The organism is Christiangramia echinicola DSM 19838, assembly GCF_000423065.1.
Lineage (GTDB): Bacteria > Bacteroidota > Bacteroidia > Flavobacteriales > Flavobacteriaceae > Christiangramia > Christiangramia echinicola.
This window is the reverse complement of the sequence record NZ_AUHG01000011.1, coordinates 838,905-854,095: the sequence shown is the minus strand read 5'-3', so window position 1 is coordinate 854,095 and position 15,191 is coordinate 838,905. Positions and strand designations below refer to the sequence as shown.

At 38.2% G+C, this 15,191-nt stretch carries 9 protein-coding genes; 6 read left to right on the top strand and 3 right to left on the bottom strand.

All coding sequences use genetic code 11. The annotated features are described in order from the left end of the window. The first annotated feature begins 11 nt into the window (after positions 1-11). A complete protein-coding gene (proB, locus tag G530_RS0108910; RefSeq protein WP_026934201.1) occupies positions 12-785 on the top strand; it encodes a glutamate 5-kinase in 774 nt (257 codons plus the stop codon). 35 nt (positions 786-820) lie between these two features. Further along, complete coding sequence (locus tag G530_RS0108905) at positions 821-2,020, top strand: glutamate-5-semialdehyde dehydrogenase (RefSeq protein ID WP_026934200.1); 1,200 nt, start codon at positions 821-823, stop codon at positions 2,018-2,020. 67 nt (positions 2,021-2,087) lie between these two features. On the opposite strand, the gene G530_RS0108900 is transcribed toward G530_RS0108905, so the two are convergent. Beyond that, on the bottom strand, positions 2,088-5,576 hold the full coding sequence (locus tag G530_RS0108900; protein WP_026934199.1) for a DUF5689 domain-containing protein: 3,489 nt from the start codon (positions 5,574-5,576) through the stop codon (positions 2,088-2,090). A 159-nt stretch (positions 5,577-5,735) separates the two neighbouring features. Here G530_RS0108900 and G530_RS0108895 point away from each other — a divergent pair, with 159 nt between their 5' ends. The 4 genes from G530_RS0108895 (at position 5,736) to G530_RS0108880 (ending at position 12,969) form a co-directional block, all read left to right on the top strand. After that, complete coding sequence (locus tag G530_RS0108895; RefSeq protein WP_026934198.1) at positions 5,736-7,610, top strand: M61 family metallopeptidase; 1,875 nt, start codon at positions 5,736-5,738, stop codon at positions 7,608-7,610. A gap of 116 nt (positions 7,611-7,726) precedes the next feature. Further along, positions 7,727-9,739, top strand: coding sequence for a monovalent cation:proton antiporter family protein (locus G530_RS0108890; protein WP_026934197.1), 2,013 nt, complete (start codon positions 7,727-7,729; stop codon positions 9,737-9,739). Between the two features lie 39 nt (positions 9,740-9,778). Further along, a complete protein-coding gene (locus G530_RS0108885; RefSeq protein ID WP_026934196.1) occupies positions 9,779-11,452 on the top strand; it encodes an AarF/UbiB family protein in 1,674 nt (557 codons plus the stop codon). Between the two features lie 29 nt (positions 11,453-11,481). Then, positions 11,482-12,969 (top strand): S10 family peptidase, encoded by a 1,488-nt coding sequence (locus G530_RS0108880; protein ID WP_026934195.1) that lies wholly within the window; start codon positions 11,482-11,484, stop codon positions 12,967-12,969. 7 nt (positions 12,970-12,976) lie between these two features. On the opposite strand, the gene thrC is transcribed toward G530_RS0108880, so the two are convergent. Both thrC and G530_RS0108870 read right to left on the bottom strand, forming a co-directional pair. Beyond that, on the bottom strand, positions 12,977-14,272 hold the full coding sequence (gene thrC, locus G530_RS0108875) for a threonine synthase (RefSeq protein WP_026934194.1): 1,296 nt from the start codon (positions 14,270-14,272) through the stop codon (positions 12,977-12,979). Continuing rightward, positions 14,269-15,189 (bottom strand): homoserine kinase, encoded by a 921-nt coding sequence (locus G530_RS0108870; protein WP_026934193.1) that lies wholly within the window; start codon positions 15,187-15,189, stop codon positions 14,269-14,271. The genes thrC and G530_RS0108870 overlap by 4 nt, the downstream gene beginning before the upstream one ends. Positions 15,190-15,191: the final 2 nt, after the last annotated feature.

Genomic DNA, 15,191 nt, shown 5'->3' with positions numbered 1-15,191 from the left:
AAATTCTAAAAATGGATAATAAGAGAAGAATTGTTGTTAAAGTTGGTACTAATGTAATGACCAATAAAGACAATAGAATTTTAGGGCCCGTTTTAAAAAGTCTGGTAAGACAGATCGCTACATTATATGAAGAAGATATTCTTGTAGTATTAGTATCCTCAGGGTCTGCCATTGCAGGTAAAGAGATCCTGGGAGAGATAAACATCGAAGATGATAGTAAAAGAAGACAGGTTTACTCTTCAGTAGGACAACCAAGAATGATGAGACACTATTATAGTATCTTCCATGATTACGGAATGAGATGTGCTCAGGTTCTTGCTACCAAACGTGACTTTAGTCCGGGAATTCACAGAGAAAACATGATCAATTGTTATGAATCTTTACTTTCTGAAGGTATCATCCCGATTGCTAATGAAGATGATGCGGTTTCTGTAACCATGTCTATGTTCTCTGATAATGATGAACTGGCAAGTCTTGTTGCTGAATTGATAGGAGCAGAAAAGCTTATCATTTTAAGTGACACTGAAGGATTATACACCGGCCACCCGGAGGATGACGATTCAGAAAAACTGAATAAAGTTCAGGTAGATGAAAATGTAGAGAAATATGTTCAGGAGTCTGACAAAGGTGAAGGTGAAGGCCGTGGCGGAATGGAATCTAAAATTAAGATCGCCAAGGGTACTGCTTCCAAAAACATTACTACCTATATCGCAAATGGTAAACGTGAAGATGTGATCCTTGATATAATGGCGGGTAAGCCGGTAGGAACAAAGTTTACCTCATAAAAAATTAGATTAACAAAACTAAAGAAACGAAGAAAATGAAGTTGATAAAATCTGAAACTAAGAATAACGTACTTAAATCCATGATGAATATCCTGGACAGAAGACGTGAAGAAATAATTGCAGCCAATAAAAAAGATCTGGATGCATTTAATAAAGAAGATCAGGCCATGTACGACCGTCTTATCGTGAACGATAAAAAAGTAGACGGTATGATCCAGTCTGTACAGGAAGTAATGGATCAGGATGATCCGGTTGGAAAGACCATTGAGCATAAAAAACTTGATACCGGCCTGGATATCACTAACAAAACAGCTCCTTTCGGAAATATCATGATCATCTATGAATCAAGACCCGATGTGACCATTGAAGCTGCTGTTCTTGCTTTTAAAGCAAATAACAAGATCTATCTTAAAGGTGGTAAAGAAGCGATTAATAGTAATAAAATTCTTGAAGAGTGCTGGCATGAAGCCTTAAAGGAAAATGGTCTCGATACTAACTGGATTGAGTTACTGCATTTAGACAGAAATGCCACTCAGGAATTTCTTAAGAATCCGCCAGAGCAATTAGACCTTATCGTACCAAGAGGTGGAGAACGCCTAATTGCCTTTGTAAAAGAACATTCTACTGGAGCGGTGCTTGTAAGTGGTAGAGGAAACAACTTCCTGTATCTTTCTAAAAATGCCGATTTTGAAGTAGCTAAAAAAGTAATGCTGAATGCTAAGATCGATAAGATCTCAGGATGTAATGCACTTGATAAGGTACTTATCGACAAAAATCTGCCTGATTTTGAAAATAAGGTGAAAGAGCTTTACGATATGTTCACGGAAAATAAAGTGAATATCCTCGTTGACGACGATGTTGCTGAAGTACTTCCTAAGGAAGAGAAAATTCCTTCTGAAGATACATGGTACGAAGAGTTTCTTGCTATGAGAATTGTACTTGGTGCAATTGACGGAACCAAAGCAGCGATTGAGAAAATAAATAAATACTCAGGAGGTCATTCTTCTGTAATCATCACCAAAGATAAAGATGAGGCTGCTACTTTTATGGAGCAGGTAGATAGTGCAGCTGTATATCACAATGCCTCTACCCGATTCACTGATGGTGGACAAATGGGTGCTGGTGCTGAACTTGCTATTAGTACCGATAAACTTCATCACAGAGGTCCGTTAGGATTGAAACAGCTTGTAACCAATAAGTATTACGTACTTGGTGAAGGCCATATTAGAGAATAATCACTCTATACATAAAAATAAAAAATCCCGGCAATCGCCGGGATTTTTATTATAAAGCACTTTTCGTTTACTTTTTCACCACTTTTGTGTAGGTGATCTGTCCGAAACTGTTTTTAACTTCAACAATATAGATTCCGGGATTGTACCCGCTCATATTGAATTCATAAGCAGATTTACCTTTCTTCACTTGTATTTTATCAGTAAAAACTACATTTCCGCTTAAGCTATATACAATCATATAAGCCTGGCCTGTCTTGAAATTTTCAACATTGATAGTCGTTTCAGATACAACCGGATTAGGAGCCGCATATACCGCAACCTCATTTTCAGAACAACTTCCTTTTACGGCTCCTTTTGCAAGTAGCGCATCTACCGCATTATTCGAAACAAAAATAGCTTTACCATTAAAACAAAGTTGAACCATTTGAGGATTATTCTTCCCGGTCTCATTGATATCGAATAAGGTGAATCTTGCAGATACCGCATAGTGATCTGAGGTTGTAGAAGAATACTCTGAGCTATAAAGATCATAACGCACTGCAACACTGTTCTCTACATAATTATTATACAATTCATCTGAGATCATAATATGGTCTATCATATCAGGATAAGACACGGTGGACTTGTAACCTGATTCACTTAAGGTTTTAGTCACCACCCAGTAATCTTCAGAATCAATAAATTCATAATAAGAACTCTCAAAAGCATAACCACTAGAAATAGATTGATCTACATCATCATTATAATCACCTAGTAACATTAGGTTCTTATCTCCGTAATATACATCCAGGCTATCCTTTAAAACAGCGTTATCATACTCTCTTCTCTGATAATCATCACCACTGTCTCCAGACTTGGCATGAACAACCACAAAATTATAATCTTTAGATTCTCCGTCTAGTGTAACGGTTGTCTCGATAAGGAAGGGTAAACGCCCACTGGCCCAAAGCTGACTGCTGTCTCCTGTTGGATAATTTACTATAAAACTAGAATCATTTCCGTTATAATAAGGATGTATAGCTTCAAGCAATGCTTTAGATTCATTGATCTGGATCACCTCAGAATTATAAATAAATCCTACTCTTTGAGTACCAAAACTAGTATCGTCACTATTTGGATAAGAAACCGCATCAGACATAATAAAATCATATCCTTCAAGTTCATTTACCATTTCTTCGAGTAAATCTACATTTACAATTTCCTGAACAGCAATGATATCTGCATTCAGAGCGATAATTGCATTTTTTACTGCTTCCTTCTGAATCGCTTCTGGCGCCGGAGCTTTTCTTCCTCCTTCTTCATAAAATCCGAAAAACTTAAGGTTCCATGTTACTACGTCCAGTGTTTGATCGTAAGCGATATCAATCCCATTGTTAGCATCATATTCTTCTGCACATGGAAGATCCTGAATAAATCTTGGAACTAACTGTGATGTGCCACGGAAACTTCCAACCACACCAATGATCTCCTGGCAAGAATCAGGTTGAGCAAGTCCAACCAGGTTAGTTGCAGAGTTTATAAATAGAATTGCTTCCGCAGACCCATCAGAAATAGGATAGGTAGTAGTTTCGAATAACAGGATTTGATCTGTAATGAAACTTGCATCAGTGATTCTTACTAATTCTCCCTGGTGCTGGTCTAATTCAGCAAGTGTTATATCTAAAGGTGCAACATTACCTTCACTTTCAGCGATCAATTCAACCTCTGTAAGATCTGAGATCTGAACAAGGCTTTCCTGAAATACGGCTCTAGAACCTGTTACTCTTAATTTATCTCCAATTTGATAAAGACCTGCCTCGGTTACAAGATCACCATAGATTGCAATTCCGCCTGTTTCATCCTGTATATAAGCGGTATTACCTAAATGATCTGAAACTGTTAAGACACCTTCTACGATCACTTTATCGCCAAGATCTAAAGCTCGTGCTTCAGCAATAGTAATAGGCTCAGTAATTTCTGGCTCCGGTTCAACAACAGTTCCGCCAAAAGACTGATTTGTATTTACATTTCCGAAGGTATTAACCATAGCCTCGCTCCACACAAAATCTTCATACACTTTTCCTTCTCCGGTAAGCTGTAAAGAATATCCAACAGCGGTTGAACTTGATTCCGTTACTCCAATATCTGTACTTAACATACCGGCAGCTGGTCCATCAACTGCAGTGAATGAACCTTCATAACTTAAGAACTGAATAACTTCATCTCCTTTGAAAAGAGCTAAACCATCTGGAGCTCCGTTTTGAATTCCAGAAATATAAAATTCTAATGTTCCGTAACCATTATCCTGGTTTGGAAGAGTTCCGGTTAAATTTACGGTATCATCAGCTTGCTGATCACTTCCGTTATAAAAAACAACGCTGTATTCTGAAAGATCTGTACCGGCAGTACCAGCAATTTCAAAACCTTCTCCAGAGTCACTTCCCGTATTATCATAATGTAATTCATTAATGAAAACGACAGGTTCTGGTAAAACAAAGATCTGATCATTATTTACTTCTCCGAAGGTATTTATAGCAGCAGCAGCAGCCCACTCAAAATCTTCGTAATAGCTTCCTTCACCCTTAAGCTGAAGAGAATAACCTGCAGGCGTTGAGCTTGATTCTTCCACACCAATATCTGTACTAAGCATTCCTGCCGCAGGACCATCAACTGCCGTAAAATCTCCCTCATAACTTAAGAACTGAATTACTTCATCTCCTTTTACTAAAGCAATACCGTCAGGAGAACCGTTCTGGATTCCTGAAATAAAGAATTCCAGAGTTCCATAACCACCTAACTGATCAGGAAGAATTCCCGATAAATTTATAGTATCATCAGCTTCCTGATCTGCTCCATTATAGAGCACAATGCTATATGCTGAAAGATCTGTTCCGGCAGTCCCGGCGATCTCAATTCCTTCTCCAGTATCACTACTTGCATTGTCATAATGGATCTCATTGATAAAAACAATACTGTTCGCTGGTTCTGGTTCCGGCTCGGGTTCTGGCTCTGGATCTACGATCTCTCCTCCAAAATCCTGGTTGTTATTTATTTCTCCAAATGTACTTTCTGCAGGAGAGACCCAGCTAAATGCTGAATAGTCCTGACCTGCGCCTTCTAGCTGAAGAGAATAACTAGCAGGAGTACTACTACCCTCTTCAACCAGAACATCTGTACTGGTAATTCCAATTGCAGGCCCATCGGTAGCAGTAATTTCAGCTTCATAGCTAATAAACTGTAAAACTGTTCCGGAAGGATCAACCAGAGCTAATGCATCTGGTCCATTCTGGATACCAGATTTGATAAAAGCAAGCATTCCATAACCACCCTGTTTATTTGGGATTATACCATCTAAAGTTGAACTGGTATATTCTCCACCGCCATTTCCGTTATAGAAAACTACAGAATATCCGGTAAGATCTGTTCCTTCAGGCCCGGCGATCTCAAATCCTTCATTTACATCACTTCCGTCATTATCATAATGAAATTCATTGATCCACACTGCCTGGGAAAATCCAAGAGTGGTAAAAAGTAAAAAGCTTAAGAAAATTAAGCTCGAATGTAATTTTTGTTTCATGTGTTTGTGTTGTATGGTTTTACGCGCTGCAAGAAACCGAAATTAATACGATTACCCGTTATCAAATTATTAACAAAGCATGAACAGGCGGCAAAAAATTGAGGATATACTGTAACTTTTTAATATTTCCTTAGTCAAATATTTAAAATTCTAATATTCATGAAAAAAATATTAATGGGAGTTGCAACGGCGTCTTTGCTTTTCGCCTGCAAAACTCAAAATGTAACTCAACCACAACCGGAACAACCTATTGTTGCGAGCATCAATCTTGTGGATGTAGAAAACGATAAGGTTTGGGTAACTGTAGATCCAGATAAATTTACCGTAGAAACAACAACTTTCAATATACCTAGAACTGTTCCCGGTACATATTCTGAAGATAACTACGGGAAATTTGCAGAAGACTTCAAAGCTATAGATTACAAGGGCAATGAAATTCCCGTAACTAAAGTTGATGATAACAGCTATACCATTGCAAATGCGAAGGATCTGGACAAGGTGATGTACCTGGTTAATGATTCTTTTGACTGGGAAAATGAAGGTGGAGTTTATTCCATGGCGGGAACTAATATCTTAAAAGATGAAAATTTTCTTTTAAATCTTCACGGTTTCGTTGGCTATTTTGACCAAATGAAAGAAAAGAAGTTTCGTCTTGAAATATTAAGACCCTCAGATCTTATTGCCGGTACTTCTTTAACGATCGACAAAACCATCGCCGGAAAAGATGCGAATAGCAAAACCGATATCTATAATCTTGACAGATATTTTGAGGTTATAGACAACCCAATTATGTATTCTTCACCAGACACCACAAGTTTCATGGTTCAGGATATGCAGGTTTTAGTTAGTGTATATTCACCTAATAAGAAGCATACTGCTCAAAGTCTGAAGCCGGAAATGGAAAAAATGATCCGTGGTCAGAAAAAGTTTTTAGGTGATATCAACAGTACAGATAAGTATGCGATCCTGGTCTATCTTTCAGATTCTCCGGGAGAAGGTAATGCCGGGAACTTTGGAGCCCTCGAGCATCATACCTCAACGGTAGTGGTTATGCCCGAATCTATGGAAGCAGAAGCGCTTGATAAAAGCATGACAGATATTGTTTCGCACGAATTCTTTCATATTATCACTCCACTTGGAATTCACTCCAATGAAGTGCATTACTTTGATTATAATGATCCTAAAATGTCCCAGCATCTTTGGATGTATGAAGGGGTAACTGAATATTTTGCAAACCTGTTTCAGGTGAATCAGGGATTGATCAACAATCAGGAATTCTACAATAGAATGGTCGAGAAGATCAATACTTCTAAAAGGTTTGATGATACAGTTCCTTTTACCGTAATGAGCAAGAATATTCTGGATGATGAATATAAAGACAGCTATTATAATGTATACTTGAAAGGGGCTCTAATTGGGATGGCATTAGATATTCGTTTAAGGGAACTTAGCGGAGGAAAAATGGGAATTCTCAACCTCATGAAAAAGTTGAACAGCAAATACGGGAAGGATAGACCATTTGAAGATGACAACCTTATCCCGGTAATAGTAGAACTTACCTATCCTGAAATCCAGGAGTTCTTCGACACTTATGTGAGTGGCTCAACCCCAATCCCTTATGATGAGTTTTTTGATAAAGTTGGTCTTAAAGAAGACGAGATTATGAATGAGGTTGGTTTTTTCATCAAAGGACAAACACCTTATATCACCGGAAATCAACAAACGATGGAAATCGTTTTCAGAGACAATATCGAATTAAATACCTTTTTAAAAGAACTAGGTATTAAAGGAGGCGATACCATAAAATCTATTAATGGAACTGAATATAATATTCAGAATGTCTACGACTTAATTATGGCCAGCCAGTCCTGGAGTGAAGGTGATGATATCACCATGACCATTACCAGAGATGGCGAAGAAATGAAATTAGAAGGAAAGATCACTACCCCAATGGATAGTCAAAAAACCTATGTAGAGATCCAGAATGCAGATGGAGATCAAATTGAGCTTCGAAATGCATGGCTTAAAGGCTAAATAATAGATTAAATCATATTACTAAGCGGCAGGAAAATCCTGCCGCTTTTTTTTGATCTTATATGAATAAGCTTATTTAACTTCTTATCTTTAAATTCCAACAAACCAACCAAAACATGGAAATACCTATCCTGCAGGATATAGTTATAATTTTAGGTTTATCTATAGTGATAATCCTTGCGTTTAACCGGTTGAAATTACCAGCGATCCTTGGATTTTTAATCGCGGGAATTATCGCTGGACCTCACGCATTCAACCTTATTAGCTCTCAGCATGAGGTAGAATTACTATCTGAGATCGGGATAATATTTTTACTTTTTGTGATTGGGATCGAACTCTCCCTTAAGGGTCTTGCCTCAATTAAAAGGATCATCTTCCTTGGAGGAGGATTACAGGTTGGTGGAACCATTCTAATCACCGCAGCGATATCAACCTTCTTAGGTTTGCCGATGAATACCGCAATTTTCCTGGGTTTTCTTTTTAGTTTAAGTAGTACCGCAATTGTATTAAAATTATTACAGGAAAGGGGTGAGATTTCTACACCTCACGGAAAAATAGGACTGGGAATATTAATATTTCAGGATATCATTGTCGTCCCCATGATGTTGTTCACCCCGCTTCTTGCCGGGGAAACTCCGAATATACTTTCAACTATCGCCATAATGGCTCTTAAGATCATTCTCGTTTTGATCATCGTTTACATTCTTGCAAAGTATGTTGCTCCAAAAATATTTGGTTGGGTCGTAAAAACTAAAAACCAGGAATTATTCGTACTCACGGTAGTTGTATTTTGTTTTAGCGTAGCCTGGCTTACTTCTACCGTAGGACTATCACTGGCTCTTGGTGCATTTTTCGCCGGACTTATTATTTCTGAATCTGATTATAGTCATCAGGCTACTGCCAACGTATTACCTTTCAGGGAGATTTTTATAAGCTTTTTCTTTATCTCGGTTGGGACGCTACTTAACCTTGAATTCTTTTTTAACAACCTATTGAATATTTCTCTTTTAATTATTGGGGTTATTCTACTTAAAATGCTGGTAGTTGGTATTACTGTTATAATTCTGAAATATCCTGCCAGAACTGTATTTCTTGCTTTATTCAGTTTATTCCAGGTTGGGGAATTCTCTTTATTACTTTCAGGAGTTGGTAAAGAGAGCGGTATTATTCCTGAAAATATTTACCAGTATTTCCTGGCGATATCTATAATTACCATGGGAATTACACCATTCTTAATATCTTCTGCCCCCCGAATGACTTATGCAATTCTTAAAGCTCCAATTCCACCGGCAGTAAGAAAGAGGCTCGAGAATATTAAGAAAAGTTCGCAGGCTGAAGAGGAATTTTCAGAAGAAAACCTGCACGATCATTTAGTGCTTATCGGTTACGGGATAAATGGTTCAAATATCTCTAAAGCGGCGACAAAAGCCGAAATACCTTACGTGATCATAGACATGAATCCCGAGAATTTCGAAAAAGCAAAAAAGAACAACGAACCTATAATTTTCGGGGATGCCACACAAGCTACAATTTTAAAACATGCCCATATTCAGGAGGCCAGGGTAATCGTAATCGCCATATCAGATCCTGGTGCAACCAGAAAAATGCTAACGAGCATCAGGCAATTCACTCAAACAGCTACTATTATCGTAAGAACCAAGTATGTGAGAGATATGGAAGATGCCATGAGACTGGGTGCAGATGAAGTGGTTCCCGAAGAGTTTGAAACTTCTATCGAGATCTTTACCAGGGTTCTTAAAAAATACCTGGTCCCATTTGATGAAATTCAGGAGTTTATCAACCAGATTCGATCCTCAGATTATGAGATGCTTACTTCCATGAAAAAGAGCCCGCACTCCCCGGCTCTCCAGCATTTAAATATTCCAAATCGTGAGATCGTAACCTTAAAGGTGCAGCGTAATAATCACCAGATCGTTGGTAAAACAATTGAGGAATCAGGTATCGGAAAAAACTACCGAGTTACCTTATTAGCCATTCATCGTGACCGTCGCTACCTTACAGAGATTTCTCCAGATACGGTTATTGAGCAGGGTGATCTGCTTTATTTATTTGGTCATCCAAATAATATTAATCATTTAAATAATTTGCTTTCATTTAAGTCTCACTAAATTTTATAAATTTAGAACCCTAACCATTTATCGTGATTAATGAGCAATACGCCAGATAAGATCAAGAGTTATTATAAGTTCATTCATTTTATGCTGAAATACTGGAACAGTGACCTGTTTCGGCAAACCAGTGCAGTAGCAATGAATAATTCCCTTTCTGAAGAGGAGGAGGATGACCATCAATTTGATCAGTCTCCAGAAGAACTGGTAGAAGATCTTAAGGAAATGGGACCTACCTATATTAAATTAGGTCAGTTACTCTCTACCCGGCCAGACCTACTTCCAGACGAATATCTTAAGGCATTATCTCATTTGCAGGATAATGTTTCCCCGGTACCATTCGAGGAGGTTAAAGAAATTATCGAAAAGGAATTAGGAACTAAGATCTCTAAGGCCTTTAAATCATTTGAGGAGAAACCTTTGGCCAGTGCCTCAATTGGCCAGGTACACCGTGCAGAGCTTCACTCAGGTAAACCGGTTGCAGTTAAGATCCAGAGACCTGGTATCGCGAAACAATTTATAGATGACCTGGATACCCTGGATGAGTTGACCGCGCTTGCAGTAAAACATCTTGAAACTGCGAAAACCTATGCTATAGATGAAGTTTTCGCTGAACTTAGGCGAATTCTTTTAAATGAGCTGGATTATAAAAAAGAGGCTCAAAACTTAAAAACTTTAAAAAAGAATCTCGAGCAATACGAAAACCTCATCATTCCTGCTCCGGTAGATGACTATAGTTCCGCTAGAGTTTTAACTATGGAATTTGTAAGTGGTAAAAAGATCACTTCCCTATCTCCATTAAGACAAATGGAAAATGATTTTTCTGAACTTGTTGAAGAATTAGTAGAAGCCTATTTACAGCAGATCATCAATGATGGTTTCGCACACGCTGATCCTCATCCTGGAAACATCAAGTTCACAGAAAATAACCAGATCGCTCTTATAGATCTGGGAATGGTAGCAAGATTTACCCCTCAGCTACAGGAAAATCTTATAGAGTTACTCCTGGCTATAAGCCAGAGCAATGGAGAAAAGACCGCGCATTCGCTCTTGAAAATGAGTGAACTTACCGAAGAATCTCAAAAAAAGGAATTTGCGAAGACGGTTAGCGATGTTATCATGGAAAGTGAAAACAGTGTCGCTAAAGACCTGCAAACAGGAAAGATCCTTATTCAGCTTAACAGGCTAGCCTTAGCCACCCATATAAAATTACCGGTTGAGATCAATATTCTAGGTAAGATACTTTTAAATCTCGACCAGATTGTTGCCATGCTAGATCCTGAATTCGATCTTAGAGCAGCGATACAGAGAAATGTGCATGAGATCATGCGCAAAAAGATGCTTACAGAGCTTAAGCCTGAAAATTTCTTTAGTACTCTCATAGAGACAAAACATTTCGTGGAGAATATGCCGGGAAGAATGAACCGGATCTCTGAAAACCTCGCTAATAATGAATTCAAGATTAAAATTGATGCTATAGATGAAAAACGGGTAACCGATGGATTTCAGAAAGTTGCCAACCGTATAACCTTAGGGTTGATAATAGCGGCCATGATCATTGGAGCCTCGATGTTAATGCAGGTGCCTTCAGATTTTACCATTTTCGGCTATCCAGGATTGGCCATGCTCTTCTTTTTACTAGCTGCAGCAGGTGCCATTGTTTTAAGTTATGTTATAATTTTTAGAGATGAAAACTTAAATAATAAAGACTAATTTTTAACCTTCAGAATTATTAAATCCAAATGAAGAAACTTTCATTTATTATTATCCTGGGACTTTTACCTCTGTTATCTGTCCATGCACAGAAAGTAGAGATCCCCACAGATACTGCAGTTACTACACAACATTCAGTAAATATCAATGGAAAATCTATAGACTATTCCGCTGAAACCGGTTTTATGCCACTTTGGAATAACGATAGAGAACCTATAGCCAGTTTATTCTACACTTATTACAAACGTAGCGGAATAAAAAATACCGAAAATCGTCCTTTAGTGATCTCCTTTAATGGAGGACCGGGATCTGCATCGGTTTGGATGCACATTGCCTATACGGGGCCACGTGTTTTGAAAATCGATGACGAAGGTTTTCCTATTCAGCCTTACGGAATTAAAGACAATCCGCATTCTATTTTAGATGTAGCAGATATTGTTTTTGTAAATCCTGTGAATACTGGGTATTCCAGAGCTATTCCTAATGCTGAAGGAAAAGTTGATCGAGAGAAATTCTTCGGAGTTCAGGCAGATATCAGATATTTAGCGGAATGGCTTAATACTTTTGTGACCAGGAAGAACAGATGGTTATCACCTAAATACCTTATTGGAGAAAGTTATGGGACAACTCGTGTTTCTGGATTAGCACTAGAATTACAGGACAGCCAGTGGATGTATCTAAACGGAGTTATTCTTGTTTCTCCTACTGAAATTGGTTTAGATCGTGAAGGTCCGGTGGAAGTAGCTAACAGATTACCTTATTTTGCTGCTGCAGCCTGGTATCACAAGGCATTACCAGCAGAATTGCAGCAAAGAGATCTCGATGATCTATTACCTGAAGTTGAAGAATATGCGATAAATGAGTTATTACCTGCATTGGTAAAAGGAGGTTTTATGGATAATTCCAAAAAACAGGAGGTTGCTGAAAAAATGGCTTACTACTCTGGAATCGATAAAAAAGTGATCCTTCAGAATAATTTAGAAGTTCCATTCAGATATTTCTGGAAAGATCTTTTAAGAGAAGAAGGAGGATTTACGGTAGGACGCCTTGATTCAAGATATAGAGGTTTGGATGCAAAAGAAGCCGGAGATAATCCAGATTATAATGTTGAGCTTACTTCCTGGTTACATTCTTTCACTCCTGCCATAAACCATTACCTTAGAGAAGAGCTTAATTTTAAGACAGATCTTAAGTACAATATGTTTGGACCTGTTCACCCCTGGGATCGAAGCGGGAATAATAGCGGAGAAAATTTAAGACAGGCCATGGCTCAAAATAAGAATCTTGATGTGTTGATCCAGTCTGGATATTTTGACGGTGCTACTACTTACTTCAATGCTAAATATTCTATGTGGCAGTTGGATCCAAGTGGAAAAATGAAAGACCGCTTAAGCTTTAAAGGTTACCGAAGCGGCCATATGATGTATTTAAGAAGCGAGGATCTCAAAAAAGCGAATGATGATCTACGAATCTTTATTCAAAATACGCTTCCGGGAGAAGAGCCAGCGAAATATTAACAAGCCACTAACTTAATAAATATCCCTTTAGATCTTCGTAACTGCTGATTTGAAGGGAATTTTTTTCTTTATCCATTAAATGTTTGATAGAATCAGGAATCGCAACTTTCTTACCAATCACTTCTTCTACAGTATCCAGGAACTTCACTGGATGTGCTGTTTCCAGGAAAGTTCCGTAATATCCTTTCTTACCTTTTAAATATTCCTGAAGTCCCAGGTAGCCAACTGCACCATGAGGATCCATTATATATCCGGTTTTAGAATATACCTCCTTAATTGCCTCTTTAGTTTGGGAATCATCAAAGCTATATCCTGATAGAGCATCCTTTAGAGAGGAATATTTATTATCAAATAATTCCAGTACCCTAACAAAATTGCTTGGATCTCCCACATCCATAGCGTTAGAAATGGTTGGAACACTTGGTTTTGATCTATATTCTGAAGTCTCCAGATAATTAGTGACTGTATCGTTAGAATTATTGGCTGCTACAAAATGATCTATAGGCAATCCCATTTCTCTGGCCAGCATCCCTGCACATATATTTCCGAAGTTACCACTTGGAACAGAAAAAACCAGCTTTTTATCTTTTCCCTGAAGCTGTTTATAGGCAAGGAAATAATAGAACATCTGAGGCAACCACCTGGCCACATTAATAGAATTTGCAGAAGTTAATTTGCGCTTTTCTGTAATATCAGTATCTAAAAAAGCACGTTTAACCATTCTTTGACAGTCATCAAAAACTCCATCTACCTCTATGGCGGTGATATTTTGCTCTAGAGTGGTTAGCTGCTTCTCCTGTATATCACTTACTTTTCCTTTAGGATATAGAATTACCACATCTATTCCCTCTACCCCAAGAAATCCATTTGCTACCGCGCCACCAGTATCCCCTGATGTTGCTACCAGAACAGTGATCTTTCCTAAATTACCTTTGTTAATAAAATAACCCAGGCTACCGGCCATGAACCTCGCTCCCACGTCTTTAAAAGCCAGGGTAGGACCATGAAATAATTCAAGACTGCCTATATCATTGGTAATTTTTACCACCGGAAATTCAAAATCCAGGGTTTCATTGATAATATCTATAAGGCCTGAGTCTGGAATTTCACTTCCTACATATTCCTTTATAGCCCGGAAGGCGATCTCTGTTTTATCCAAATTTTGCAGATCCTTAATAAACGAAGCAGATAGTTTTACGATCTCTTCCGGGAAATAGAGTCCTTTGTCTGGTGCCAGGCCTTTAACCACTGCATTTTCAAAACTACTTGTGTGACTTCTATCATTTAAACTGAAATACCTCATAAGATTTTCACTCCTTTTTTATTAATAGATGAAAGGTGTAATTCAAAGTCAATTTCTTTATCTGAATAAAATTCTGAAATGACATTTTTAACCTTATTCGCATTTTCATCACCCCGGCATAAAGCAAAAACTGAAGGCCCTGATCCTGAAATCCCGAAACCTAAAGCACCATTTTTAGTTACCAGTTCATCCAGCTCCTTAAAATACGGGATCAAAATAGATCTTACCGGCTCTACTATATCATCATGTAAACTTCGGCCTAACAGATCATAATCTTCAGTATAAAGTGCACTTACCAGAGCTCCTAAATTTCCCCATTGATTGATCGCCGACTTTAAACTTACATTTTGTTTAATGATGGATCTTGAATCTTTAGTCTTGATTTCGATCAAAGGATGTAGTATGACCACCCTCAATTCCTCAGGTACCGGTAAGCTTAAAACTTCCAGTGGGCAATAACTTCGAACCAGGCTAAAACCGCCTAATAAGGCCGGAGCAACATTATCTGCGTGGGCATTCCCACTGGCCAGAAGCTCTCCCTGCATGGCAAAAGAAATTAGGTCCTTATTCTTAAAAGGCTCTCCTAATAGTTTATTCGCCGCAAACACTGCTCCTGCAGAACTTGCAGCACTACTACCTATTCCGCTTCCCGGCTTGATCTTTTTATCAATTTCTATATCGAATCCCTGGTCTGATTTTATTTGTTCTAACAGCGCTTTTACAGCTACACTTGCTACATTCTTATCTGCTTCCATAGGTAAGTCCTGACCGGTAATTCTTGTAATTCTTACTTCCTTTAGATCATTCTTTTTAATGAGCATTTCATCGCCAACAGAATCCAGACAACATCCCAGTACATCAAACCCGCAGGAAAGATTAGCTACAGTTGCTGGCGCGAAAATCTTTAATTCTTCCATAA